The following is a 24,397-nucleotide window of genomic DNA, read 5'->3' as shown; positions in this document are numbered from 1 at the left end:
GTGTGCGTGACGAGGTCGGGCGTGGACAAGCCGATGGCCGGGTCCGCGGGACCCGGCCATCGGCTCATCACCCCCTGGTGGATGTCCGTCGGCGCCCTCAGTAGGTGCCGTCGAGCTGCCCGCGCAGCTTCGTCAGTGCCCGCGCCAGCAGGCGGGAGACGTGCATCTGCGAGACGCCGATCTGCTCGGCGATCTGCGACTGGGTCAGGTTGCCGTAGAAGCGCAGAGTGAGGATCTTCTGCTCGCGCTCGTCGAGCGTGGCGAGCGCCGGGCCGAGGGCGACCCGCAGCTCGGCCAGCTCGAACTCGCCGTCCTCACCGCCGAGCATGTCGCCCAGCTCGGTGGCCCGGTCACCGTCGCCGGTCGGCGTGGAGAGCGAGACCGCGTTGTAGGCGCGGGCGCCCTCCAGGCCCTCGAGCACCTCCTCCTCAGTGATCTTGAGGTGGGCGGCGATGTCGGCGACCGTCGGCGACCGCCCCAGCGTCTGGAGCAGTGTGCTGTTGGCGTCGGAGATGGCGAGCCGCAGCTCCTGCAGCCGGCGCGGCACCCGGATGTCCCAGGTGCGGTCCCGGAAGTGGCGCTTCAGCTCGCCGATGATGGTGGGGATGGCGTAGCCGGCGAAGTCGACGCCGCGCGACGGGTCGAACTTGTCGATCGCCTTGATCAGGCCGACGGCGGCGGTCTGCGCCAGGTCGTCGGTCGGCTCGCCCCGGCCGCTGTAGCGGTGGGCGAGGTGGTTGGCGAGCGGCAGCCAGGCCTCGATCGCCTTGTCGCGCAGGGCGGGGCGCGACGGGTGGTCGGCGGGCAGCGCGGCCATCGCGTTGAGCAGGTCGGTGGCGCTGTCGGAGAGTGCCCGCGGGTCGAGCTTCACCGTGGTGGCGGGAATGGTGCTCGTCGTCTGTTCGCTGATCGCTGGCGCGGTCATGGGTGGTCCTCCCTGCACCTCGTCCGCGGATAAAAGACGTGACGCTTCGTCTAGCTTCGAATAGGCCGTTCGGGAGTCACACTAACCCGATAGTCCCGCGAAAATCTAGCCGAACGGCTGATGTACTTAAGTCGTGCATCGGAAGAAACCGGACGGGAGCGACCGAAAACCACCGGGGTGTGAGCCGACTAACCGCTCCGTCCGGCCCGCCTGGAGCCCCGGACATCCCGTCCATCCGGTCCACTCGGGCCGTCGACCCGGCCGACCGGTCAGGGGACGAAGCCCGACAGCGAGGCCATACGTCGCCATTCCGGCCTTGTCCCATGTACGGGACCGGTCGTACCGTCGAGTCGTCCGCCCACGGATGGAGGCGCCGTGCTCGACCCCGCTGCTCCCCAGCTCGTCGTGAACAGCCGAGCCCTCTACCTCAGCTGGGTCCCGGCGGATCCGGGCGCGGTCGCCGCGCTGGTGCCGGCCGGGCTCCGACCCCACACCGACCGGCAGGTCGTCCTCCACCAGTACGTGGTCGAGGACCAGACCCAGACCTCCGGGCTGGGCACACACGACCTGACCTCGCTCGCGGTGTCGCTCACCGGCGTGGACGCGCCCGGCGGCGCGCCGGGCGGCTGGTGCACGCACTTCGTGACGTCCACCGAGCGGGTGCTCGGCTACGCCGTGGCCCGGGGCGCCCCCGCGTTCCCCGGCCGGACGACCGTCGAGGTGGGTGGGGGCCGGCTCGTCGCCGAGACCGAGCTGGACGGGGTGCCCGTCATCCGGGCCCGGTGCCGGGTGGGGGAGACCGGCCACGAGGCCACCAGCGGTCACCACCGCTACCTCACGAGGCGGGACGGGAACCTGGTCAGCTCCGTCTACCCGTACGTGGCCGAGCCGGTGACGCCCTTCGAACTCGAGTCGGTCGAGTTCCTGGAGCCCGAGCACCCGATCTACGCGCTCCGCCCGGCCAATCCGCTTCTCCTCGTCCGGGGCTTCTACTCGCCCCGGGCGTCCTTCGCGTACCCCGGTGGAATGACCGTCCACCCGGCCGACGCCGGGCTGCCGGCCGAGCACGGCGCCCTCGCCGCCGCGCCCACGGCCCGCCGCTCGGCGACGCGCGTCGTGAGCCGGGCCGCACGCCGGTAGCGTCCCCCGCCCCCGGGGCACCCCGCCGGCGCGGCGCTCTCCCTGATCACGGCCGACGGTGGCTCGTCTCCGCCCGAACGTGAATCGACCGCCGCGGTCAGGTTTCCGGCGGCCCAGACGGGTAACCGTGACATCGGGTCGGCGCGTTCGGCCGCGGTGTGGAACCCGGCATCGCATCCCCTCGTCGCTGGTCCCGACCCCACGGCAGTACCCCCGTCGTGGGTCCGCAGGCCGCCCGGCACCCCGGTGCCGCGGGCCGGCTGTCCCGAGACCTCCAGGAGGCCACAGCATGCCCCGCGAGACGACGAACCCTGTGATGGAGCACCGCGAGCCGGCGGTGGAGGGCGAACGGGGGGCGCTGGTGGCGGTGTTGGTCATGGTCATCCTGGGAGTGGCCGGCATCTTCGCCGTCTCCTGACGCACCGCCGCCGTGGCGCCGGCCCGCGGGTGACGGGGGCCCGATCCCCCGCCACCCGCGAGCCGGGCGTCAGGGCCGCGGTCCCTGACCGCCGGTGTGCGGCAGCCGCGTGGCCGGAACGACACCGAGCCGGCCGGCCTGGAAGTCCTCGAACGCCTTGATCAGCTCGTCGCGGGTGTTCATGACGAACGGACCGTAGTGCGCGACCGGCTCCCGGATCGGCTGGCCACCCATGAGGTAGAGGTCCAGGGCCGGAGTGCGGGAGTCCTGGCGGGCGTCGGCGGTGAAGCGCAGCGCGTCACCCGCGCCGTGCACGGCGAGCTGCCCGGTGCGCAGCGGCCGCCGGTCGGTGCCCACGGTGCCTCGGCCGCCGAGCACGTACGCCAGGGCGTTGAACCCTGGCTTCCAGGGCAGGTCCACCTGCGCGCCCGGCTCGATCGTCACGTGGGCGATCGTGATCGGGGTGTGCGTGGAACCCGGCCCGTGGTGCCCCGCTACCTCGCCGGCGATGACCCGGATCAGGGCGCCACCGTCCGGTGTGGTCAGCAGGGCCGCCTCCTTACCGCGGATGTCCTGGTAGCGGGGCGGGCTCATCTTCAGCGCGCGGGGCAGGTTGACCCAGAGCTGCGTGCCGTGGAACAGCCCGCCGCTGACCACCAGGTGCTCCGGCGGGGCCTCGATGTGCAGCAGCCCGCTGCCGGCGGTCATCCACTGGGTGTCGCCGTTGGTGATGGTGCCGCCGCCGCCCTGCGAGTCCTGGTGGTCCATGATCCCGTCGATCATGTAGGTCACCGTCTCGAAGCCGCGGTGGGGATGCCAGGAGGTGCCCTTCGGCTCGCCCGGCGCGTAGTCCACCTCGCCCATCTGGTCGAGGTGGATGAACGGGTCCAGCTCGCTCATCGGCACCCCGGCGAACGCCCGCCGGACCGGGAAGCCCTCGCCCTCGTAGCCGCTGGGGGCGGTGGTCAGCCGCCGGACCGGGCGGAAGGTGGTGGACTCGTCCAGCCGGGGCAGGCGGGGCAGGACGAGCACGTCGTCGACGGTGATGGCGGGCATCGGTGGCTCCTAACTCGTGGCGGGGGTGCCCGACGCGTCGCGGGCCGCCCGGAGGCGGTGACCGAGGCGCTCGAAGACCCGGGTGAGGCAGGCGACCTCGTCGTCGTCGAGGTCGTCCATGAGGTGGGCCCGCACCGACGCCAGATGCTGGGGTGCGGCGTCCCGGAGGGCCAGCAGCCCGGCGGCCGTGAGGACCGCCTCGCTGCCGCGCCGGTCCTCCGGGCAGGCCTGCCGGGTGACCAGCCCGCGCCGCTGCATCGAGGAGATCTGGTACGTCAACCGGCTGGGGGAGAAGACCATGCGGCTGGCCAGCTCGCCCATGCGCAGCCGCTGACCCGGCACCTCGGAGAGCAGGACCAGCACGTGGTAGTCGGCCAGGCTGAGGCCGCTGTCGGCGCGCAGGTCGTCCTCCAGCTGGTTGATCAGCCGCTGGCTGGACTCGACGTACGCGCGCCAGGCGGCGAGTCGGGCGGTGTCCAGGCTCTCGGTCACGCCCCCACCGTAGCATCATTTCAAAATTCAAAGAATGTGCTGTCTCGGGTCTCACAGTCCCGGGATCTTCTCCGCCCAGACCGGTGGTGCAGAATTGAAGAACTGCCGGCCACGACCGCGGTGCCGGTCGGCGCGCCGCTCGCGGCGGACTAGGCTCGCCGGGTGGACGACCTCGACCTGCTCCACTGGCGGGAACGGATCGCGCGACTGCACCTCTCCGACCTCGACCTGGTCGGGTTCCGGGCGGAGCGCGACCGGCTCTTCGCCGAGCACCCGCAGAGCCCCATCCCGCCGCGCGACCGGCCCGCCTTCACCGGGCTGCGCTACCACCCGCCGAACCCGTCGGCCGTGGTCGAGGCGCCGCTGCGCCCCGCCGACGGCGAGCTCGCCATCGACACCGGCGGTCCCGACGGCGTGATCCGCTACCGCCGGGTCGCCGTCGCGGAGACCCCGTGGGGCCCGCTGACCCTCTGGTGGATCGCCGCCTACGGGGGCGGGCTCTTCGTGCCGGTGCGCGACGCCACCTGCGGACGGGAGAGCTACGGCGGCGGCCGCTACCTCACCGACACGGTGAAGGGCACCTTCGGGCGGGGACTGACCGTGCTCTCCCGCGACCGGGTCCGGCTCGACGCCAACTACCTGTACAACCCGTCCTGCGCGTACGACGACCGCTGGGCGTGCCCGCTCGCGCCGCCGGAGAACCGGGTGGAGGTGGCCCTGCGGGCCGGTGAGCTGGCGTACCACGGGACGGAGGCGCACCAGGGCTGACCGGTGCGCCGGGGCCGGCGGGCAGGCACCAGGCCGCCGCGGGGCCGGGCGGCCCGACGGGATCGGCCCCGGCGCCGCGGAGGGCGCCGGGGCCACGCGACGACGGGTCAGCGCACGTTCGGGCTGGGCGCGGAGACGTTCAGCCGGCCGAGCAGCTGCCGCGCCTGATCGGCGAGGCTCGCGTCGACGATGACGGCGTACTGACCGGCGCGCAGGGAGCTGGCCGAGGTGAAGTCCCGTTGGCCGCCGGTCATGGCGTGGGCGACCGCGCCGAAGACCGCGCCCCAGATCGCGCCGACCACGAGGCCGACGATGATCACGGCGAGCCAGTTGCCGACCGTGAAGATGCCGAACAGCAGGCCGATGAAGAGCCCGAACCAGGCCCCGGTGCCGGCGCCGACCAGGGCCGCGCGGGCGGTGGTCATCCGGCCGAGGACGGTCTCCACGAGAGTCAGGTTGGTGCCGACGATGGCGGTGTGTTCCACCGGGAACCGGTTGTCCGCAAGGTAGTCGACCACCCGCTGGGCGGACGGGTAGTCCGGATACGAGCCGATCGTCACGGTCGGCGGCCCGGCCTCCGGGCCGTGCCCGTCGCCGGGCGTGGTCGGTCGGCCCGCCGGACCGGCCGGAAGCAGATCACCGGCGGGGGTGCCCGCGCGCCAGCCGCCGGTGGGTCCCGTAGCACTGGTCATGAGTTCCTCCCTCGTCGGCTTTCCCATTCCCGCACCCGCCGCCCGGTAACGCCCGGTGCACCCGTACGGGCGGAACGGGACCGTCCGGCGCGTCGCGCGACCGCCCCGGTTTCACGGGAGAATGGGCGGATGCGCCTGGTCATCACCGCCGACACGCACGTGCCGAAGCGGGCGCGGGACCTTCCGGCGCCGCTCTGGGCGGCCGTCGAGGAGGCCGACGTGGTCCTGCACGCGGGGGACTGGGTGGACGAGGCGCTGCTGGACGCGATGGCGGCCCGGGCCCGCCGGCTGGTCGGCGTCTACGGCAACAACGACGGGCCGGCGCTGCGGGCCCGGCTGCCCGAGGTCGCCCGGGTGGAGCTCGACGGGCTGCGGGTCGCCGTGGTGCACGAAACCGGGCCGCGTACGCGCCGGGAGGAGCGCTGCGCCGCCCGCTTCCCCGACGCCGACCTGCTGGTCTTTGGGCACTCCCACATCCCCTGGGACACCGTGGCGCCGGGCGGGCTGCGCCTGCTCAACCCCGGCTCGCCGACCGACCGGCGGGCCCAGCCGTACGCCACCTACCTGACCGCCCGGGTGGCGGCGGGGCGGCTCGACCGGGTCGAGCTGCACCGCCTCCCGCCGCGCTGAGCGCCCCCGCCCCCTCCTGGTCGACAGGCGGGTCGCCTCACCGGCCGCGCCCGGTCTCCTCCTGGAGTTCGTCGATCCGCTTGGACGCCTCCGCCTTGGTCAGCCCCTCCGGCAGCTCGGCGTCGGCCTCCCGGGCCAGCGTCGCGAGGTACGACTCCTGCGCCGCGGTGGGCGGCTCCTCGCCGGTCACCCACTCGTCGGGGTCCTTGATCGCGGCCTGCGGGTTCGCCCGGTCGTTGGTGCGGTCCGTCATGATCTCCACCTTCCTTCGAACAGGCGTACCAATACCCCGCGGGTGATCGGTTCATGCGGAGCGTCGCCGGAGAAACCGCCTACGATCGGGCGGTGTCGGACGTGATCGTGGTCGGAGCCGGGATCGCCGGGGTGGCGTGCGCGCGCGAACTGGCCCGGGCCGGCGTGGGCGTACGCCTGCACGAGCGCTTCCCCGTGCCCGGCGGCCGGATGGCCAGCGAGCCGTTCGACGGCCGTCCCGCCGACACCGGCGCCGCCTACCTCACCGTGAGCGACCCGGACTTCGCCGAGGTGGTCGACGCCTGGCGGGCCGCCGGCCTGGCCCGGGAGTGGACCCACGTCCTCGTGGCGTACGGCGACGACGGCCGGCGGGAGGTGGCCGGGCCGACGCGGTGGGCGGCGCCTCGCGGGCTCCGGTCGCTGGTCGAGCACCTGGCGGTCGGCCTGCCGGTGTTCCTCGACCGGGCCGTGCGCCGCGTCGGGCCCGGCCCCACCGTGGACGGGGAGCCCTGCGCCGCCGTCGTCCTGGCCATGCCCGGGCCGCAGGCCGTGCCGCTGCTCGACCCCGCGCTCACCGCCGCCGTCCGGGCGGCCGGAGCGCAGCGCTGGTCGCCGTCGCTGGCGGCGGTGCTGCGGTTCCGCCGCCGTCGCTGGGCCGGTTTCCGGGGTGCGTTCGTCAACGACCATCCGGTCCTGACCACCGTCTGCGACGACGGCGACCGGCGCGGCGACGACGCTCCGGTGCTGGTCGCGCACACCACCGGCGAGTTCGCCGCGCGGCACCTGGCGCGGCCGGAGGCGGCCGCCCCGCAGATCGAGCGGGCCGTCCGGGAACTGCTGGCCGTGCCGGAGCCGGCGGAGCGGGCGTACGTGCGCGGCTGGGCGTACGCGAAGCCGAGTGGCGACGGCGAGGGGGCCTACCACCTGGACGCGGACGGCGTCGGGCTGGCCGGCGACGCGTACGGTCGCCCCCGGGTGCAGACCGCGTGGCGGTCCGGCCGCGACCTCGGGCGTGCCCTGGCGGCGCGGCTGGGCTGAGCCGCCCGGTCAGCGCGCCGCGCCGGTGGCGGCCGGTTCCCCGGCCCGTCCCGCGTCCGGCTCCCCGCTGCGCTCGCCGGCCCGGTCGAGCAGCTGCATCACCGGGGTCGCCGCGATGCCGTGCACCACCACCGAGACGATCACCACCAGCCCGACGGTGGCCCAGACCAGGTCGGCCTGCGGGAACTCGGCCTTCGTGGTCGCGTAGGCGAGGTAGTAGAACGAGCCGACGCCGCGGATGCCGAAGAACGAGATCACCCAGTGCTCGGCGGGTCGGCCGGGCGCGCCGCGCAGCGACAGCCAGCCGACCAACGGCCGCAGGACGAAGACCAGGGCCAGCCCCACGGCGGCGGCCGGCCAGGTGAGCGGGCCGAGCAGCCCGCCCACGACCGCGCCGCCGAAGAGCAGCAGCAACAGCACGGTGAGCAGCCGCTCGACCTGCTCCGCGAAGTCGTGCAGCACCGAGTGGAACTCGTGTGTCCGCTCGGCGGCCCGGATGGCGCGGGCGGCCACGAACACGGCCAGGAAGCCGTAGCCGCCGACCACCTCCACCAGCCCGTACGCGAGGAACGTGGCGGCCAGCGCGAGGAACCCCTCGGCGTGCCGGGCGAGCCGCAGGTGGCTGGGCGCCCGGAAGAAGAGCTTGCCGAGCAGCCAGCCGATCAGCAGGCCGCCGCCGACGCCGATGCCGACCTTCCACACCACGTCCACCGTGAACCAGTGGGCCAGCCAGTCCCGCGGGGCGAGGCTCGCGCCGGCGATGGCGATCGCCGCGTAGACGAACGGGAAGGCGAGGCCGTCGTTCAACCCGGCCTCGGAGGTGAGCGCGAACCGGACCTCGTCCTCCGAGTCCTCCACATCGGTCGGCTCACCGACCTGCACGTCCGAGGCCAGCACCGGGTCGGTGGGGGCGAGCGCGCTGCCGAGCAGCAGCGCGGTCGCCGGCACCAGCCCCGCCCACCACCAGCCGAGCAGGGCGACGGCGGCGATGCAGAGCGGCATCGCGATGGCGAGCAGGCGCCAGGTGGACGACCACCGTGACCAGCTCAACGGCCTGTCGATCTTGAGACCGGCGCCCATCAGGGCGACGATCACCCCGATCTCGGTGAGGTGCGTCGCCAACTCGGGGTGGGCCAGCGGGTCGGGCACCGGCAGCCCGGTCGGCAGCAGGAACACCACCATGCCGAGGCCGAGGAAGGCGATCGGCATGGAGAGGGGCCGGCGTTCCAGCACCCGGGGGAGGATGCCGGCGAGGAGCGCGCCGAGGCCCACGAGTGCGAACGCCACGTCAACCGGTTCCACCGCACCACCCTTCGGCCGCACCCGCGAGGCGCGGGGCAGGTGGTGACAGAGCTTGCCCCGACGGCGTACCGGCTATGCGTCCGATCGGCCGGTGGTCACCGGGGCCGCGCCAGCGGGGAGTCGGCGAGCGCCGCCAGGAGAGCGGCGGGGTCGTCGTAGACGGCCACGGCGCCGGCGCCGGCCAGTTCGCCCCGGCTGGTCCCGCCGCAGGTCAGGCCGACGCAGGGGATGTCGAGCTTGCCGGCGGCGGCCACGTCCCACACCGAGTCGCCCACGAAGACCACCCGTTCGGCGGGCAGCCCGGACTGGTCCAGCGCGGCCACCAGGATGTCCGGCGCGGGTTTGCTCTGCTCCGCGTCCGCCGAGGAGGTGACCGCGGCGATCACGTCGTCGGCATCCAGCGCCCGGCGCAGCGCGCTGACCTCGTGCTCCGCGGCGGAGGTGGCGAGCACCACCCGCATCCCCCGCTCGGCGCAGGCCCGTAGCAGATCCCTCGCGCCGGGCAGCGGCGTGAGCCGCTCCCAGTACTCGGCGTAGAGCGTGTCGTGCGCGTCGCGCAGCCGGCTGTCGGCGTCCCGGTCACGCTCGGGGCCGAGCAGGTGGTCGAGCAGCTTGTCCGAGCCCATCCCGATGGCGCGGTGCACCGTGGCCATGGGGACCGGCCGGTCGTTCTGGCGCAGCGCCTCCCACCAGCTGACGGTGTGCAGGTACGTGGTGTCGACGAGCGTGCCGTCCACGTCGAAGAGGACGCCGGCGGGGTTCTCGGTAGGCATGGCGGTCCTCCTACCCGCCCGGGACCGGGCTGACGCCCCGGGGTGGGTGATTCACTCGGCGGACGTGGGGAGGAGGATCTCGAACCACACCGTGGAGCCGCGGACCGTGGGGTCCGTGCCCCAGGCGTCGCTGAGCTCCTCGATCAGCCCCAGCCCCCGCCCCCGGCTGCTCAACGTGTCGGTCTGGGCGCGGGTCACCGTGCCACGGGTGCCCGAGTCGGCCACCGAGACCAGCAGCCGCTCCGCGCTGAGGTCGATCTCCACCCGGGCCGCGGTGCCGGCGTGCAGCAGCGCGTTGGTGGTCAGCTCGCTGGTGCACAGCACCGCCGCGCCGATCACCGACTCCGGCACCTGCCAGTCGCCGAGCTGCGCGGTCATCCAGTGCCGGACCCGGCTCGGCGCGGTCGGCTCGGCCGGCACCTCCATGCTCGCCGAGCGGCTCGGCTTCAACGCATGCTCCACGGCGAGCACCGCCACGTCGTCCTCCGTGGCGCCGGACACGGCGGCGCTCGCCACCGCGCAGAGCGCCCGGGGGTCGCCGCTGCCGGCCCCGGCCACCGCGCCCGCGAGCGCGGCCAGCCCCGCGCTGAGGCTCTGCCGCCGCCGCTCCACCACGCCGTCGCTGAACAGCAGCAGGGTGTCGCCGGGGGCGAAACGGACGGTGGTGACGGTCGGGCGGGCGCCGAGGCCGAGCGGCGCGCCGGCCGGCAGGTCGACGTACTCGGCGTACGGCCGGCCGTCCGGGTCGCAGCGGCGGACCAGCGGCGGGGGGTGCCCCGCGCTGGCCAGGCTGAGCTCCTGGCGCTCGACGTCGACGACCCCGAAGACCACCGTGACGAACAGCTCGTACGTCCCGGCCTCCGCGCCGAGGCTGGTGACCAGCCGGTCCAGCCCGGCGAGGACCGAGTCCGGGCGCGGGTCGCTCAGCGCGAGCGCGCGCAGCGCCGCGCGGACCTGCCCCATCCGGGCGGCGGCCTGCACGTCGTGCCCGGCCACGTCGCCGAGGACGACGCCCAACCGGCCCGTGGGCAGCAGGAACGCGTCGTAGAAGTCCCCGCCGGCGGCGTTGCCGTCGACACCCGGGTCGTACCGCGCGGCGATGCGCAGCCGGGGGAGGTCGGGCAGGTGCTCGGGGAGCATGCTGCGCTGCAGCAGCTGGGCGGTGCCGTGCTGGGTCTCGAACCGGCGCGCCCGCTCGGCGGCCTGCCCGATCAGCTCCGCGGAGGCGGCGAGCAGGGCGCGCTCCGCGGCGGACCACACGCGCGGGGCCTGGTGGCCGACGGAGAGCCCACCGCGTACGACCGAGGCGCGCAACGGCACCGCGGCCAGCGAGACGATCTTCTGGTCGTGCCGGTCGGCGGCGGCCTCCCGCAGCGGCTGCCCGGCGCCCGTGACGACCGGCGTGCCGGTGCGCGCCGCCTGGACCAGCGGATCCGGCCAGTCGGCGGCGGTGCGCCGCCACAACGGCGGGAGCCGTTCGTCGGCCTCGTCCATCAACTCGCCCCGGACCCGACGGACCATCCGCCAGCCGCCGCCGCCCTCGTCGACGGCGAAGGCCACCCGGTCGGCGTCGAACGTGGTGATCGCGTAGCGCAGGGCGACCCGGGCGACGTCGTCCAGGGTGAGCGTGCCGGCCAGCGCGGCGGCGACCTCACTGAGGCTCTGCAACTGCTGGGTCACGTGGGTGGTCTCGGCGGCCACGGTGAGCACGCCCACCGTCCTCCCGCTGCTGTCCCGCACCGGGGAGTAGCCACGGGTGAAGACGGCCTGCTCGGTGACGCCGGTGCGGCTGCGCACCAGCGGTAGCGTGGTCTCCTTCTCCAGGAAGGCGCCGCCGTCACGGTAGATGCGCTCGACGACGTCGCCGACGTCCGGCAGGTGCCACAGCTCCGGGAACACCTCGGCGGCCGGGCGGCCGACCGCGGCCGGGTGCTTGTCGCCGATCAGCTCGGCGTAGCCGTCGTTGTAGAGCAGGACCAGGTCGTCGCCGTGCGCGAGCGCCATCGGCACCGGAGAGGCGAGCATGAGATCGACGACGGCCCGTACCGCCGGATCCCACGCCTGGAGCGGGCCGAGCGACGTGCCGCTCCAGTCGTGGCCGAGGACGGTGGCCGCCGCGTCGGTCCCGGCGGGCACCCCGGAGACCGGCGCGGGTGGCGTGGGGATGCGCCCGACCGTTCCTGGCATGCCCGCAGCCTAGCCCGAGGGTCGGCACACTGTTTCCGATCATGCGCCGTGCGTCGCGGCGCGTCGCCCGGCCAGCCGTCGCACGCCCGCCACCCCGGCCGTGCGACGGTGCCCCGACGGTCGTTCCTCCCGCTCATCGGTCGTCCGCGGGACGTCTCGGGAAAACCGCCCGATCCTCGCGGCGTGCCGCTGCGGTGACCGGGTAACCCGCGAGCGCCGGACAGGTGACAGGGAGGGACATCATGCGGGGGACGCTCGCCGTGGGGCAGGTCGACATCGGGAACGCAGTGTCCGACGCGTGGCGGGAGGTGCTGCTCTTCGTTCCGAAGGCCGTGGCCTTCATCGTGATCCTCGTGGTCGGGTGGATCATCGCCCGGGCCGCGCTGAAGATCGTGGACGCGGTGTTGGAGCGGGTGGGTTTCGACCGGGCGGTCGAGCGGGGCGGCATCCAACGCGCCCTGGAACGCACCAGGTACGACGCCAGCGACATCCTGGCCAAGCTCGCGTACTACACCGTGCTGCTGTTCACCCTCCAGTTCGCCTTCGGCGTCTGGGGACCGAACGCGATCAGCGACCTGATCCGGGGCGTGGTCGCGTGGCTGCCGCGGGCGTTCGTGGCGATCGTCATCGTGGTGGTGGCCGCCGCCATCGCGAACGCCGTCCGCGACCTGGTCAGCGGTGCCCTGGGCGGGCTCTCCTACGGCCGCGTCCTGGCCGACCTGACCGCCGTCTTCGTCATCGCGCTGGGCATCATCGCGGCGCTGAACCAGGTGGGCATCGCGACCACCGTGACCATGCCCGTGCTGATCGCGTTCCTCGCCACGGTGGCCGGCATCCTCATCGTCGGGGTGGGCGGCGGCCTCGTGAAGCCGATGCAGTCGCGCTGGGAACGCTGGCTGGATCGCGCGGCGCAGGAGTCCAGGGCGGTGCAGGCGCACCGGCGGGCCACCTCGGCGGGGCGCGCCGACGTCGAGCGGCAGATGGCCGACCGCACGGGCGCGGAGCGCACCCGGGCCGCGCGGGAGGCCCGCGCCGCGACCGGTGGGCGGGGCGCCTACCAGCCCGGTTCCCTGGGCGACGAGACCGAGCAACCCCGCCCGTAGCCGGGGCGGACGACGGTGGGGGAGGGTCCGCGGTGCGGGACTGCCCTCCCCGCGCCGGGTCAGGCCTCGAGCGTACGAGCCAGTGCGTGCACGGCGAGCAGCCGGACCAGCAGCCAGTCCGGCTCCGATGCCCAGTCGACCGGTCCGGCCGGTGGGCGCCAGCCGTGCTCCAGCGCCGCCGCGTGGACGCCCTCCGCGTAGCCGGCGAGCGCGGGCAGGGTCAGCGGCCGCGCGCCCGCGTCGAGGCTGTCCCGTACGGCGGCGGCGTGCTGGTCGATCAGGGCGAGCAGGGCGGGACGAGCGGCCGCGGCGGCGAGCCCGTCCGCGCCGAGCGAGACCGCCAGGGCGGCGAGGGTGGACCGCGCCGAGTCGACGACGGTGCGGGGGGTGACCCGGTTGAACGGCACACGCATGGGGAACGAGGCTAGTGAGGGCCCGCTCCGGCCGGTTGCGGCCGCTGAGGCGGTGTGGGGTCGGCCACCGGCCGGCGACGCAGCGCGCCGGGGACGAGCACGGGTCCGGCGCGAGCACGGGAGGACGAGTGGGACAGCAGGACGGGCCGGACGAGCGGCACCGCCGGCCCGCCGGGGTCAGCGACGAGACCGTGGCGGCGCTCGGCAAGCTGAGCGAGGCGCTGGAGTGCGTGGAGCGGGTCCGCGGTCACCTCTACTCGCTGCACCAACTGGTCGGCCACGCCGACCTGATGCTCGACGACGCGGTCGAGATGTTCCGCGCGGCCGGCCACCCGGAGATCGCGGAGCGGATCTCCACGGAGCTGCTGGGCCGCAACGTCATCGCCGGCCGCTGGACGTTCCAGATCGTCGAGGACTTCGACGACGGCTACTACGCGCTCTTCCGCGAGCTGGACCGGCACGCCCGCGAGAAGCTGGTCGGCGGCCGGCGTCACCTCTACGAGGCGGAGATGAAGGAGCGGCGGCGCACGCGGGGACTGCCCGGGCACGAGGCGCGCCCGGGCGTCGAGCGTGGGGCCCGGTCCTGACGAACCGGCGGAGCGGGTGGTGGGTCAGTCGCCCGAGCGGGCGCCGGCCGGCCGCCGGCGGGCGGCGTCGTCGGCGATGATCACCGTGGCCACCATCAACGCGACGCAGAGGCTGAACAGCCAGGAGTCGTCGGAGGTGAGCCAGGCGGAGACGGGGGCCTGGAGCGCGGCCAGCAGGAAGCCGAGCCAGGCCAGACGCCGCTGGCGGGTGCTGAGGATGCCGGAGGAGCCCTGATGCATCCCGAAAGTCTTACGCGCGATGACCCGGTTGCCGTCACCCGTTCGGCCGATTCTGGATGAGCTGTCCGTTTTCTGAACCGTGCGGACACCACTTCTTGTCGTGACGGGGGACCCGGCCTCGTCGGCCGGATCCGCACGGCGGAGGATGCCTCCGTGTCGACCACCCCTGCCCGGCCCCGCGCCGCCCTGCTCCTGCTGGCCTACCTCGCGTTCGTCAGTCTCGGGCTGCCGGACGGCCTGATCGGCGTCGGTTGGCCGTCCATCCGCACCGACTTCGGCGTGCCCACCGAGGCGGTCGGCCTGGTCCTCGCGGCCGGCACGGCGGGTTACCTGACCTCCAGCGTCCTGGCCGGCTTCACACTGGCCCGGCTCGGTGTCGGCTGGCTACTGGCCGGGAGCACGCTGCTGGCCGGGCTGGCGTTGACCGGCTACACGGTGAGCCCCGGCCTGACCGTCGTGATCGGCTGCGCGGTCCTGCTCGGTCTCGGCTCCGGCGCGATCGACTCGGGGCTCAACGCGTACGCCGCCGGAGCGTTCGGCCCGCGGCACATGAACTGGATGCACGCGTTCTTCGGGCTCGGCGTGGCCATCGGCCCCCTGATCATGACCGGTGCCCTGGGCGCCGGGCTGAGCTGGCGCTGGGGCTACGGGATCGTGGCCACCGCGCAGCTCGCGCTGGCCGTCGCGTTCGCGCTCAGTGCCCGCGCCTGGCGGTCGCCGGCCCCCGCGGCCGAGCCGGAGGCCCCGGTCGCGGCCGTCGCCGACGCCGCGTCCGGGCCGGCGGGCTCGCTCGGCGTCGTCGCCGAGCCCGCCGCGCCGCCGACCGTGCGGCCGGTTCCGGTACGCGAGACGCTGCGGTTGCCCGCCGTCTGGCTCGGGGTGCTGGCGTTCGCGGTCTACGTGGCGATCGAGGTCGCCGCCGGGCTCTGGGCGTTCCTGCTGTTGACCGAGGGCCGTGGCATGGCCGACGCCGCGGCCGGTCTCTGCGTGTCGGCCTACTGGGGGAGCCTCTTCCTCGGCCGGGTGGTGCAGGGGGTGGTGGCCGAGCGGCTCGGGCCGCGACGGGTGCTGCACGCCAGCCTGCTCGGCATGGCGGCCGGGGCCGCGCTGATCGCCCTGCCCGCCCCGGCCTGGGTGGCGGTGGCGGGGCTCGTGGTGGTCGGCTTCGCGGCCGCGCCGGTCTTCCCGCTGCTCACGCTCACCACCGCCGAGCGGGTCGGCACCGCCCACGCCGACCGGACCATCGGGTTGCAGATCGGTACGTCCGCACTGGGCGCGTCGCTGGTGCCGGCCGGGCTCGGTGTGCTCATCTCGCACACCTCCGTGCAGGCGCTCGGGCCGGCGCTCCTCGTCCTCGCCGTGGCGCTGATCGCCCTGCACGCCGGGGCGTCGCGCCGACCCGCCGCGGTCGACGCCTGACAGCGGCCTCCCGCTGCCGGACTCACGAGGTTCGCGGCGATGTCGAACTCCTCGACCGCCGCGAACCCCGTGCCGGCGCTGGGTCGCCGCCGGCCCGCCCGTCAGAGGCTGTCCGGACCGGTGCGGCCGGTGGTGGAGGGGCGGTAGGCGCGCTCGGGGTCGGTCGGCTCGCGGCCCTTCCCGGCGGCCTGACCGCCGCGGTCGACGGCCTCCGGTCCGTGCCCGAACGCCGACTCCTCACCGGCGTCGTTGGCCGTCACGTCGTCGGCCTGCCCGTCGAGCGTGGAGCGCGCGACGGCCCGGTCCAGCTCCTCCAGGGGAGTCCGTTCCTCGTCCCGCCACACCCTGTTGTCATCCGTCATGCCTTCGCGGTACCCGGGCGCGGTGATCGCAAACGGCGCACCCCGCCGGGTACGGCGATGGCCGCCGGGGGATCCGGCGGCCATCGGAGAGCTCTTCTCGGGGGATGGGTGTCACGGCTGGGGGCGGGCGACGGTGCCTCGCCAGGCGCCGGTCTCCTGCCCGCGCCGCTCGATGAACTGCTTGAACCGCGCCAGGTCGCCCTTGGCGCGCCGGTCCACGATGCCCAGCTTGTCGCCCGCCTGCTCCACGACGCCCTGCGGCTCGAACTCCAGCTGGAGGGTGACCCGCGTGTGCTCCGGGTCCAGCCGGTGGAAGGTCACCACGCCGGCCTGCTGGGTGCCGCCGGTGGAACGCCAGGCGACCCGCTCGTCGGGGAGCTGCTCGGTGATCTCCGCGTCGAACTCGCGCTTCACGCCGGCGATCTCGACGGTCCAGTGGGTCATGGTGTCCGACAGCTGCCGGACCTCCTGCACCCCCTCCATGAAGTTCGGGAACTCCTCGAACTGGGTCCACTGGTCGTACGCGGTGCGCACCGGGACGGCGACGTCCACGTGTTCGGTAACGCCACTCATCAGGGCATCCTCCTCATCTTCGCCGGAGCCGCCGGGATCGTGTCCCGCGGCGGCTCACCAGCGAGTCGTCTCGTTCTTGTTGCCGAGCGCGGCCCAGACCTCGGAGACCGTCTGGTATCGCGTGCCGTCGGGCAGCGTCTGCAACGCGGCGATGATGTCGTCCGGGGCGTCGTTGTCCCGGGCGTTGGCGATCAGCGTCTCCCGGTCTCCCGGCAGCGCGCTCATCGTGATGAACCGCCCGAGCCGGCTGCGCCGCTCGACGTCCTCCGAGCTCATGCCCTTCGGAGCCCCGCTGCGCAGCTCACCGGCCGGCGCGGTGGTCGCCTCCGGCTGGTCCTCGCCCGCCGGCTCCGGCACCCGGGCCTCGTCGACCCGTGAGCCACCGGTCCCCGGCCCCTGTACGAGGCCCTTGACCTCCTGGCTCAACTGCTCGTCGAGCCGCGGTCCGTGCTTGCTGTTGCCACGCTCCATGCCTTCTGCGCTACCCGACGGCACCGCCGTCAAACCGGCAAGCGGTCACGAACCGGCCGGGGCCCGGGGCGCCAGCACCGGCTCCTCGGGCACCTCCTCGCCGGCCTGCAGGCGCCGGCCGCGCTGCAACTCGGCGTTGATCTGCACGCCGAGCATCAGCGCCGAATTGGACAGGTAGAGCCACACCAGGAAGGCGATGACCGCACCGAGACTGCCGTACGTGGCGTCGTACGAGCCGAAGTTCGCGACGTACAGGCCGAAACCGAAGGAGGCGACGACCCACGCGGCCAGGGCGACCGCGCCACCGGGCGTGAGCCAACGGAACCGGGGTTGGCGCACGTTCGGGGCGATCCAGAACAACAGCGACAGCAGCCCCATCATGATCAGCGCGAGCACGGGCCACCGGCAGACGCTCCACACCGTGCGCGCCAGCCCGCCCGCGCCGAGCAGGTCACCGACGGCGTCGGCGACCGGACCGCTGACGATCAGCCCGGTGGCCACCACGGCGAGCAGTACCAGCGACACCCCGGCGAGCCCGATCTGCAACGGCCGTAGCTTCCAGAACGGCCGGCCCTCGGCGACGCCGTAGATGGCGTTCGAGGCGCGGGTGAACGCGCCGATGAACCCGGACGCGGACCAGAGGGCGCCCAGCAGACCGAAGCTCAGCAGCAGCTTGGCCGAGCTCTCCTGCTCCACCACGTCCCGGACCGCGCCCACGAACCCCTCGTTCGCCATCACCGACCCGGCGCCCACCTGCCGCGCCAGTTCCAGCACCGTGTCGACGGTCCGCTCGCCGTCGGAGACCAGCCCGACCAGGGACACCACCACGATGGCGGACGGGAAGAGCGCCAGGACGCCGTAGTAGGTGAGGGCCGCGGCCCAGTCCGAGCAGTTGTCGCGGACGAAGTTGCGGGCGCTGCGCACCACGACCCCGCGCCACGTCCGCCAGCTCACCTGGCGCACCCGGCGGGGCAGGCGCAGCCCGCCCCGCCCGTCGAGCACGCCGCCGGGGTCCGTCGTCGTCATGTTCCGCTCCCTGTGCCCCGGCGCCGCGACGTCCGGTCCGTCCGGCCTCGCCTGGCGCCGCCGGTACCCCGGGCCGTCGCTCGCCAAACGGTCCCGTCCCGAAACGGCGGCCGGGCGGTTTGTGCCCCCGTCACGGGGGGAACGGTCAATGCGGAGGCAGCAGACCCATCGAGGCGGAGGAGGACGAGATGCCCGGGCGCGAGGTACTGCCCAGCACGCTGCGGCGCTCCCCGGCGAAGGCCCAGCGCACCTGGGAGAAGACGCACGACTCGGCGGTGGAGACGTACGGTGAGGGCCAGCGGGCCCACCGGACCGCCTTCGCCGCGGTCAAGCACGAGTTCGAGAAGGTCGGCGACCACTGGGAGCCGAAGGGCCGCAAGGGCCCGAGCGACCGGCAGGCGGCCGGTGGTGGCCCGGCGCGCCGGGCCCCGACCGCCGGCGGCGTGGACGCCAACGCGACCAAGGACCACCTCATGGAGGTCGCGCGCAGGCTGGACGTCCGTGGCCGGTCCCGGATGAACAAGCCGGAGCTGGTCAAGGCCATCCAGAAGGCCAACAACCGGCAGACCGCCAAGGCGCGCGGCGGTCGCTGACCCGGAGCCGTACGCCGACGGGGGTGGCCGTCCGCCGCGGACGGCCACCCTTCGCGTACGTCACCAGTGCCCGCCGCCCGGCGCCTCCACGTGCACGGCCTTGGTGGCGGTGAACTCGTCGAGCAGCTCCGGCCCGTACCCGAAGCCCTGGCCGCTGCCGCGGCGCGGGTGGGCGGCACCGCCCGGCGCGCCGCCGAAGACCGCGTTGACCTTCACGGTGCCGACCGGCAGCTCCCGCCAGGCGCGGTGCGCGTGGCTCATCGACCCGGTCAGCACCGTCGCGGCCAGCCCGTACGGCGAGTCCGCCGCGCAGCGCAACGCCTCGCTGAACGAGTCGACCACCACGACCGGGGCGACCGGGCCGAACGTCTCGTCCCGCACCAGCGGCATGTCGTGCCGGCAGTCGGTGACCACGGTGGCCGGGTAGAACGCCCCCGGGCCGTCCGGCAGGGTGCCGCCGGTGAGGATTCGTGCCCCCTGGGCCACCGCCGCGGTCACCTGACCGTGCACGTGGTCGCGGTGACGCCGGTCCACGAGCGGGCCCAGGTCCGTGTCCGGATCCCGCCCCGGCCCCATCCGCAACGCCCGCGCCCGTTCGACCAGGGCGGCCACGAAGTCCTCGGCCACGTCGCGGTGCGCGTAGATCCGCTCCACCGCCACGCAGATCTGGCCGGCGTTGGCGAAGGCGCCCAGCGCGGCCTCCCGGGCCGCCCAGATCGGGTCGACGTCGGCGTCCACGATCAGCGGGTCGCTGCCGCCGTTCTCCAGCAGCACCTTCGCCCCGGTGCGGGCGGCCGCCGCCGCGATCGACCGGCCGGTCGCGGTGGAGCCGACGTGCGCCACCACGTCCACCGGCTGCGCGGCGAGCGCGGCGCCGGTCTCCGCCCCACCCGTGATCAGCGAGAGCACCCCCGCCGGCAGGGCCTCGTCCAGCGCCTTCGCCAGCAGCCAGCCGCTGGCCGGCGTCCGCTCGCTGGGCTTGTACAGCACCACGTTCCCGGTGACCAGAGCCGCGCCGAGCAGACCGCAGGAGACCGCCACGGGATCGTTCCACGGGGTGATGGCGGCGACCACACCGCGCGGCTGCGGCACCATGAAGTCGAGTGCGTGCTGGCCACCGTGCAGTGTGCGCCCGCCACGCACCGGGGCCAGCTCCGCGTACTGTCGCAACGTGCCGATGCCCGCCTCCACACCGCCCCGCGCGTCCGCCAACGGCTTGCCCATCTCGGCGGTGACCGCCGCGGCCAGCTGGTCCGTGACCGCCTCGACCGCGTCCGCCGCCCGCCGCAGCGCCGCCGCCCGCTCCGCGGGTGCGGTGCCCGCCCACTCCGGCGCGGCCTCACGCGCCGCGTCCACCGCCTTGCCGACCACGTCGGCCGTCGCCACCGGGGCCGAGCTGACCGGGGAGCCGTCGGCCGGGTCGTGCACGACCAGCTCACCCTCCTCGCCGCCGGCGCCCCAGACCCCACCTATCAGCTGCGCAACCGTGTACATGCGGGGCTGGATGCCCCGGTCCCGGCGAGGCAAACGCGTTTCGCCCGGTTGCGCCTCGGGTAGGCGGGTCGGATGACTCCCACCGACCCGGAGAGCGCGGACGCCGTCGTCATCGGGGCCGGGCACAACGGCCTGGTGGCGGCCAACATGTTGGCCGACGCCGGCTGGGACGTGGTGGTGCTGGAGGCGACCGCGGCGCCGGGCGGGGCGGTCCGCTCGGCCGAGGTGACCGCCTCCGGCTACCTCAGCGACCTCTACAGCTCGTTCTACCCTCTCGGGTACGCCTCCCCGGTGCTGCGCCGGCTCGACCTCGGCCGGTACGGGCTCACCTGGCGGCACGCCCCGGACGTGCTGGCCCACCTGCTGCCCGACGGCCGGGCCGCGGTGCTCAACCGGGATCCCGACGTCACGGCCGCCTCGCTCGACGCGTTCGCGCCCGGCGACGGCGAGCGCTGGCTGCACGCCTACCGGGACTGGACCGACGTGGCCGAGCCGATGATGCAGGTCGTCACCACGCCGTTCCCGCCGGTACGCGGCGGCCTCACCCTGCTCCGCCGCATGCGGGTCTCCGGCGCGTTGCGGCTGGCCCGGCGGCTGGTGGTGCCGGTCCGCAAGCTCACCGACGAGCTGTTCGACGGTGAGGGCGGGCGGGCGCTGCTGGCGGGCTGCGCCCTGCACACCGACCTGTCGCCGGAGGAGGCCGGCTCCGGGGTGTACGGCTGGCTGCTCGCCATGCTCGGCCAGCAGGTGGGCTGGCCGGTGCCGGACGGCGGCTCGCAGAAGATCACCGACGCCCTGGTGGCCCGGCTCACGGAGCGGGGCGGGCGGATTCTCTACGGCGCGCGGGTGGACCGGGTGCTGACCGCGCGGGGACGGGCGATGGGCGTACGCACCGCCGGGGGCGGGCTCTGGCGCGCCCGACGGGCGGTCCTGGCCGACGTGCCCGCTCCGGCGCTCTACCTCGACCTGGTCGGCGCCGCCGCGCTACCGCCCCGGCTGGTCGAGGATCTGGCGCACTTCCGGTGGGACGGCTCGACGTTGAAGGTGGACTGGGCGCTGTCCGCGCCGGTCCCGTGGGCCAACCGGGCGGTGGCCACCGCCGGAACCGTGCACCTCGGGGCGGACCTGAACGGGCTGACCGGCTACGCCGCCGAGCTGGCCCGCGGTGAGCTGCCGCGGCGCCCGTTCCTGCTGGTCGGCCAGATGACCGTGGCCGACCCGAGCCACTCGCCGCCGGGCACCGAGTCGCTCTGGTCGTACACCCATCTGCCCTTCCGCCGCGACTGGCGGGCCGACGACATCTCCGCGCACGTCGACCGGATGGAGCAGATGCTGGAGGAGGCGGCGCCCGGCTTCCGCAGCCTCATCGTCGGCCGGCACGTGGCGGGCCCCGCCGACCTGGAGCGCGGCGACCCGAACCTGGTGGGCGGGGCGGTGGGCGGCGGCACCTCGGCCGCGTACCAGCAGCTCTTCCTGCGCCCGATCCCCGGCCTCGGCCGGGCGGACACCCCGGTGGACCGGCTGTTCCTGGCTAGCGCGTCCGCGCACCCCGGCGGCGGGGTGCACGGCGCTCCGGGCGCGAACGCCGCCCGGGCCGCGCTGGCCCGCGACCGCGCCCTGACCGGCGACCTCTACTCCGCCGTCATCGGCACGGCCCACCGCGCCGTATACGCCTGATCAGCCCCAGCGTTCCGGGGGAGGCCACTACCTCCGGGATGTAGTGGCCTTCTCGCTCCGGGAGGCTACTACATCCGTGTGGTAGCGCGATCTTCCAGCTCGGCGCGGCGCACCGAAGGCGGCCCCTACGTCAGCGCTCGATGTTGCGGTGCTTGCTGCGCAGCTTGAACGGCATCAGGGCGCTCTCGATCTTGGTGGCGGTGGTCATCTTCGAGGCGCCGTCGCGGCGCTCCTCGAAGCGGATCGGCACCTCCAGGATCGTGTGCCCGAGCTTGGTGGCGAGGTAGTGCATCTCCACCTGGAAGCTGTAGCCGTTCGACTGCACCCGGTCGAGCCCGATGTCACGCAGCGCGGCGGCCTGCCAGATCTTGAAGCCGGCCGTGAGGTCGCGGATCCGCACCCGCAGCAGGGTGTGCACGTAGAGGTTGGCCCAGCCGCTGAGCGCACGGCGGTACAGCGGCCAGTTCTCGTCCAGCTCGCCGCCCGGCACGTAGCGGGAGCCGATCACCACACCCGCCTGCGTCGACAGCAGCGCGCCGAGCATGCCGGGGAGCGCCTCCGGCGGGTGCGAGAGGTCGGCGTCCATCTGCGCCACGAAGTCCGCGCCGCCGTCGAGGGCCCGGCTCATCCCGTCCACGTACGCCCGCCCGAGGCCCTCCTTGCCCGGCCGGTGCACCACCTCGATCCGATCGGGGTGCTCGATGGCCAGCTTGTCCGCCACCTCGCCGGTGCCGTCGGGCGAGTTGTCGTCGGCCACGAGGACGCGCAGGCCCGGCAACGGCAGGGCGAGGAGCCGCTCGACCAGGACCGGGAGGTTTCCCGCCTCGTTGTAGGTGGGCACCACGACGGTCAGGCGCGCGTCCCGCCACGGAGCGGGCAGCTGCACGGGTTCGATCATGACGGACATCCTCGGCTTTGCGGACAGGGATTCCCTGAGAGGGTAGCCACTTGCGGTATCGCTGTCGTAAAGGCTCCCCCATCGGCGGGTGTCCCGACGGACTTCCGCCTCCCCTCCGGTCCGTGGACCGGTGGATCGATCCCCGTGGCGGGCGCGGGCGCGCCGGTCAGCGGCGCCGGCGCGCCACGCCCGCGAACGCGAGGGCCAGGCCGGCCAGGACGAAACCGGACACCGCCGGCTTGTGCGTGCCCACCCAGAGCGCCGCGGACCGGTGCCGTGCCTGGTCGGTGAAGACGCCCTCGGCGCCGTGGTCCCGATCGTCGTCGCCCGGCCGGTCGAGGTTGTCCCGCCAGCGTGCCCGGTCGACGGGTGCGCTGGTCTGCTGGCTGTCGTACCCGTCCCGGGCCAGCTTCCGGTCGAGCAGGCCCGGCAGGAAGATGTCACCGAGCCGGGCCCGCCAGGTCGGCCCGCCCACGTTCAGCTCCCGGACCCCCCGGTCGGCCGCCCACAGGACGGCCCGGGCCGCCACCTCCGGCGCGAAGATCGGTGGCACCGGCTGGGGGTGCCGGGGGAGCCGGGTGCGTACCCAGGAGAACTGGGGCGTGTTCACCGCCGGCAGCTGGACCATCGAGAGCCGCACCGTGGGGCAGTCGTGCAGCAGCTCCGCCCGGAGCGAGTCGTTGAAGCCCTGGATGGCGTGCTTGCTCGCGCAGTACGCCGACTGCAGGGGGATACCGCGGTACGCCAGCGCCGAACCGACCTGCACGATGGCGCCCCGACCGTGGGCCCGCATGTGCCGCAGCGCCGCGAGCGTGCCGTGCACCGTGCCCAGGTAGTTGACCTCGGTGACCCGGCGGAACTCCGGAGCCGTGATCTCCCACGCCGGGGCGAAGACCGAGACCATGGCGTTGTTGACCCAGACGTCGATCATGCCCCAGTGGTGCACCACGTCGTCGGCCGCCTGCTGCACCGCACCGGCGTCGGCCACGTCGACCCGGTAGGCGCGGACCTCGGCGGCGCCCCGCTCGCGGCAGTCCCGTTCGGCGGCGGCGAGACCGGCCTGGCCGCGGGCGATCAGCGCCACCCGGGCGCCCCGCGCCGCGTACGCCCGAGCCACCGCCCGGCCAATTCCCGCGCTCGCGCCGGTGATGACCACGGCCTGCGTCATCGCTGGTCCTTCTGCCGGGTGGCGATGTCGGAGAGGCGGTTGAGCGTCTCCCGGTTACGCAGGTGCAGCACCAGGTCGTTGACCTTGTTGCGGACCCAGCGCAGCGGACCGGCGGCGAAGTCCTCGCCGATGCGCACCCGGGTGGCGCCGTCGCCGACCGGGTCGAGGGTGAAGGTGACGATCGCCTCGCCGGCCGGCCAGAGACCGGCCCGCAGGACCAGTCGGTGCGGCGGCTCGCAGAGCAGCACCGTGGACGAGTCCTGCAACGAGAAGGGCCACGGCCCGGCCCGGTGGTGCAGCTGGGTGCCGACTCGCGGCCAGCCGTCGTCCACGTCGCGCACGTGGGCGGTGCCGACCACCCAGTCGCTGTACGTCCACCCGTCGGCGAGCACGTCGAAGACCTGCTGCGGGGGCGCGTCGATCACTTTCTCCACAATCGCCACTGGACCCCCATACCCGGACGCCGACCTGGGCTAACAGGTCCGGCGGGTTAGCTTCTCCGGGGCGACGGGTAAGGCCTGCGCGGGCGGCCGTGCGGAGCCGTGGCGTGCGCGGTGGTCCGGCCGCGTCGAGGCTGACGTTTACTCCTCGGGGCGCAGGGAACCCGCCGCCCGTGCGACAGGACCAGGTGGAGCCGGATCAGCGCAGGTCAGCCGGGCTTCGTGCCGGTGCCGACCGGGTCGCGTCCGGGCCGGTCCTG

Annotated in this window: 28 protein-coding genes; 10 read left to right on the top strand and 18 right to left on the bottom strand. The window is 74.4% G+C overall.

What is annotated here, in order from left to right:
* Nucleotides 1-97: 97 nt before the first annotated feature.
* The gene (locus SM573_RS28610) at nucleotides 98-925 is read right to left on the bottom strand and encodes a SigB/SigF/SigG family RNA polymerase sigma factor (protein WP_474614968.1); all 828 of its coding nucleotides are present in this window, start codon (nucleotides 923-925) and stop codon (nucleotides 98-100) included.
* A 375-nt stretch (nucleotides 926-1,300) separates the two neighbouring features.
* Here SM573_RS28610 and SM573_RS28605 point away from each other — a divergent pair, with 375 nt between their 5' ends.
* Together SM573_RS28605 and SM573_RS28600 are read left to right on the top strand one after the other, a co-directional pair.
* Nucleotides 1,301-2,065 (top strand): acetoacetate decarboxylase family protein, encoded by a 765-nt coding sequence (locus tag SM573_RS28605; protein WP_474617468.1) that lies wholly within the window; start codon nucleotides 1,301-1,303, stop codon nucleotides 2,063-2,065.
* A gap of 289 nt (nucleotides 2,066-2,354) precedes the next feature.
* Nucleotides 2,355-2,483, top strand: a complete 129-nt coding sequence (locus tag SM573_RS28600) for a hypothetical protein (RefSeq protein ID WP_474614970.1) — start codon at nucleotides 2,355-2,357, stop codon at nucleotides 2,481-2,483.
* Between the two features lie 69 nt (nucleotides 2,484-2,552).
* Here the strand turns inward: SM573_RS28600 and SM573_RS28595 are convergent, their stop codons facing one another.
* Nucleotides 2,553-3,539, bottom strand: coding sequence for a pirin family protein (locus SM573_RS28595; protein WP_474614971.1), 987 nt, complete (start codon nucleotides 3,537-3,539; stop codon nucleotides 2,553-2,555).
* A gap of 9 nt (nucleotides 3,540-3,548) precedes the next feature.
* Nucleotides 3,549-4,031 (bottom strand): MarR family winged helix-turn-helix transcriptional regulator, encoded by a 483-nt coding sequence (locus SM573_RS28590; RefSeq protein ID WP_474617467.1) that lies wholly within the window; start codon nucleotides 4,029-4,031, stop codon nucleotides 3,549-3,551.
* 162 nt (nucleotides 4,032-4,193) lie between these two features.
* Here SM573_RS28590 and SM573_RS28585 point away from each other — a divergent pair, with 162 nt between their 5' ends.
* On the top strand, nucleotides 4,194-4,799 hold the full coding sequence (locus SM573_RS28585) for a DUF1684 domain-containing protein (protein ID WP_474617466.1): 606 nt from the start codon (nucleotides 4,194-4,196) through the stop codon (nucleotides 4,797-4,799).
* A 107-nt stretch (nucleotides 4,800-4,906) separates the two neighbouring features.
* Here SM573_RS28585 and SM573_RS28580 read toward each other — a convergent pair whose 3' ends face one another.
* Nucleotides 4,907-5,491: a general stress protein gene (locus tag SM573_RS28580; protein ID WP_474614974.1), complete on the bottom strand. Its 585-nt coding sequence runs from the start codon at nucleotides 5,489-5,491 to the stop codon at nucleotides 4,907-4,909.
* A gap of 129 nt (nucleotides 5,492-5,620) precedes the next feature.
* On the opposite strand from SM573_RS28580, the gene SM573_RS28575 reads away from it, so the two are divergent.
* Complete coding sequence (locus SM573_RS28575) at nucleotides 5,621-6,121, top strand: metallophosphoesterase family protein (RefSeq protein ID WP_474617465.1); 501 nt, start codon at nucleotides 5,621-5,623, stop codon at nucleotides 6,119-6,121.
* Nucleotides 6,122-6,158: 37 nt separating this feature from the next.
* Here the strand turns inward: SM573_RS28575 and SM573_RS28570 are convergent, their stop codons facing one another.
* Nucleotides 6,159-6,374, bottom strand: coding sequence for a DUF3072 domain-containing protein (locus SM573_RS28570; protein WP_474614976.1), 216 nt, complete (start codon nucleotides 6,372-6,374; stop codon nucleotides 6,159-6,161).
* Nucleotides 6,375-6,475: 101 nt separating this feature from the next.
* Between SM573_RS28570 and SM573_RS28565 the strand changes: the two genes are divergently transcribed.
* On the top strand, nucleotides 6,476-7,411 hold the full coding sequence (locus SM573_RS28565) for an NAD(P)/FAD-dependent oxidoreductase (RefSeq protein ID WP_474617513.1): 936 nt from the start codon (nucleotides 6,476-6,478) through the stop codon (nucleotides 7,409-7,411).
* Between the two features lie 9 nt (nucleotides 7,412-7,420).
* On the opposite strand, the gene SM573_RS28560 is transcribed toward SM573_RS28565, so the two are convergent.
* The 3 genes from SM573_RS28560 to SM573_RS28550 all read right to left on the bottom strand — a co-directional run bounded on the left by SM573_RS28560 (nucleotide 7,421) and on the right by SM573_RS28550 (nucleotide 11,673).
* A complete protein-coding gene (locus SM573_RS28560; protein WP_474614977.1) occupies nucleotides 7,421-8,713 on the bottom strand; it encodes a cation:proton antiporter in 1,293 nt (430 codons plus the stop codon).
* Nucleotides 8,714-8,808: 95 nt separating this feature from the next.
* Nucleotides 8,809-9,486 (bottom strand): HAD family hydrolase, encoded by a 678-nt coding sequence (locus tag SM573_RS28555; RefSeq protein ID WP_474614978.1) that lies wholly within the window; start codon nucleotides 9,484-9,486, stop codon nucleotides 8,809-8,811.
* A gap of 51 nt (nucleotides 9,487-9,537) precedes the next feature.
* On the bottom strand, nucleotides 9,538-11,673 hold the full coding sequence (locus SM573_RS28550; RefSeq protein ID WP_474617464.1) for a SpoIIE family protein phosphatase: 2,136 nt from the start codon (nucleotides 11,671-11,673) through the stop codon (nucleotides 9,538-9,540).
* Between the two features lie 242 nt (nucleotides 11,674-11,915).
* On the opposite strand from SM573_RS28550, the gene SM573_RS28545 reads away from it, so the two are divergent.
* Nucleotides 11,916-12,776 (top strand): membrane protein, encoded by an 861-nt coding sequence (locus tag SM573_RS28545; RefSeq protein WP_474614980.1) that lies wholly within the window; start codon nucleotides 11,916-11,918, stop codon nucleotides 12,774-12,776.
* A 59-nt stretch (nucleotides 12,777-12,835) separates the two neighbouring features.
* Here the strand turns inward: SM573_RS28545 and SM573_RS28540 are convergent, their stop codons facing one another.
* Complete coding sequence (locus SM573_RS28540; RefSeq protein ID WP_474614981.1) at nucleotides 12,836-13,189, bottom strand: DUF6401 family natural product biosynthesis protein; 354 nt, start codon at nucleotides 13,187-13,189, stop codon at nucleotides 12,836-12,838.
* Nucleotides 13,190-13,317: 128 nt separating this feature from the next.
* On the opposite strand from SM573_RS28540, the gene SM573_RS28535 reads away from it, so the two are divergent.
* Nucleotides 13,318-13,776, top strand: a complete 459-nt coding sequence (locus tag SM573_RS28535; protein WP_474614982.1) for a hypothetical protein — start codon at nucleotides 13,318-13,320, stop codon at nucleotides 13,774-13,776.
* Between the two features lie 24 nt (nucleotides 13,777-13,800).
* On the opposite strand, the gene SM573_RS28530 is transcribed toward SM573_RS28535, so the two are convergent.
* Nucleotides 13,801-14,016: a hypothetical protein gene (locus SM573_RS28530; RefSeq protein ID WP_474614983.1), complete on the bottom strand. Its 216-nt coding sequence runs from the start codon at nucleotides 14,014-14,016 to the stop codon at nucleotides 13,801-13,803.
* Between the two features lie 153 nt (nucleotides 14,017-14,169).
* On the opposite strand from SM573_RS28530, the gene SM573_RS28525 reads away from it, so the two are divergent.
* Entirely contained in the window at nucleotides 14,170-15,435 is a 1,266-nt protein-coding gene (locus SM573_RS28525; RefSeq protein WP_474617463.1) for an MFS transporter, read from the top strand.
* Between the two features lie 101 nt (nucleotides 15,436-15,536).
* Here SM573_RS28525 and SM573_RS28520 read toward each other — a convergent pair whose 3' ends face one another.
* From SM573_RS28520 to SM573_RS28505, 4 genes are all read right to left on the bottom strand, one after another.
* A complete protein-coding gene (locus SM573_RS28520; RefSeq protein WP_474614985.1) occupies nucleotides 15,537-15,797 on the bottom strand; it encodes a hypothetical protein in 261 nt (86 codons plus the stop codon).
* 111 nt (nucleotides 15,798-15,908) lie between these two features.
* Nucleotides 15,909-16,370: an SRPBCC family protein gene (locus SM573_RS28515; RefSeq protein ID WP_474614986.1), complete on the bottom strand. Its 462-nt coding sequence runs from the start codon at nucleotides 16,368-16,370 to the stop codon at nucleotides 15,909-15,911.
* Between the two features lie 54 nt (nucleotides 16,371-16,424).
* On the bottom strand, nucleotides 16,425-16,841 hold the full coding sequence (locus SM573_RS28510) for a DUF2795 domain-containing protein (protein WP_474614987.1): 417 nt from the start codon (nucleotides 16,839-16,841) through the stop codon (nucleotides 16,425-16,427).
* 45 nt (nucleotides 16,842-16,886) lie between these two features.
* Complete coding sequence (locus tag SM573_RS28505) at nucleotides 16,887-17,867, bottom strand: YihY/virulence factor BrkB family protein (protein WP_474617462.1); 981 nt, start codon at nucleotides 17,865-17,867, stop codon at nucleotides 16,887-16,889.
* A gap of 188 nt (nucleotides 17,868-18,055) precedes the next feature.
* Between SM573_RS28505 and SM573_RS28500 the strand changes: the two genes are divergently transcribed.
* On the top strand, nucleotides 18,056-18,460 hold the full coding sequence (locus tag SM573_RS28500) for a ChaB family protein (RefSeq protein ID WP_474617461.1): 405 nt from the start codon (nucleotides 18,056-18,058) through the stop codon (nucleotides 18,458-18,460).
* 60 nt (nucleotides 18,461-18,520) lie between these two features.
* Here the strand turns inward: SM573_RS28500 and SM573_RS28495 are convergent, their stop codons facing one another.
* Nucleotides 18,521-19,954 carry an aldehyde dehydrogenase family protein gene (locus SM573_RS28495; protein ID WP_474617460.1) on the bottom strand — a complete coding sequence of 478 codons (1,434 nt, stop codon included), beginning with the start codon at nucleotides 19,952-19,954 and terminating at the stop codon, nucleotides 18,521-18,523.
* Nucleotides 19,955-20,026: 72 nt separating this feature from the next.
* Between SM573_RS28495 and SM573_RS28490 the strand changes: the two genes are divergently transcribed.
* Nucleotides 20,027-21,631 carry a phytoene desaturase family protein gene (locus tag SM573_RS28490; protein ID WP_474614991.1) on the top strand — a complete coding sequence of 535 codons (1,605 nt, stop codon included), beginning with the start codon at nucleotides 20,027-20,029 and terminating at the stop codon, nucleotides 21,629-21,631.
* 130 nt (nucleotides 21,632-21,761) lie between these two features.
* Here the strand turns inward: SM573_RS28490 and SM573_RS28485 are convergent, their stop codons facing one another.
* The 3 genes from SM573_RS28485 to SM573_RS28475 all read right to left on the bottom strand — a co-directional run bounded on the left by SM573_RS28485 (nucleotide 21,762) and on the right by SM573_RS28475 (nucleotide 24,140).
* Nucleotides 21,762-22,529, bottom strand: a complete 768-nt coding sequence (locus tag SM573_RS28485) for a polyprenol monophosphomannose synthase (RefSeq protein ID WP_474614992.1) — start codon at nucleotides 22,527-22,529, stop codon at nucleotides 21,762-21,764.
* 166 nt (nucleotides 22,530-22,695) lie between these two features.
* Nucleotides 22,696-23,697, bottom strand: coding sequence for an SDR family oxidoreductase (locus SM573_RS28480; RefSeq protein ID WP_474617459.1), 1,002 nt, complete (start codon nucleotides 23,695-23,697; stop codon nucleotides 22,696-22,698).
* The gene (locus tag SM573_RS28475; protein WP_474614994.1) at nucleotides 23,694-24,140 is read right to left on the bottom strand and encodes an SRPBCC family protein; all 447 of its coding nucleotides are present in this window, start codon (nucleotides 24,138-24,140) and stop codon (nucleotides 23,694-23,696) included. The genes SM573_RS28480 and SM573_RS28475 overlap by 4 nt, the downstream gene beginning before the upstream one ends.
* Nucleotides 24,141-24,397: the final 257 nt, after the last annotated feature.

The sequence above is a fragment of the Micromonospora xinjiangensis genome (genome assembly GCF_056150165.1).
Note: the sequence above shows the minus strand (reverse complement) of the source record. Positions and strands in the feature narration are given on the sequence as shown.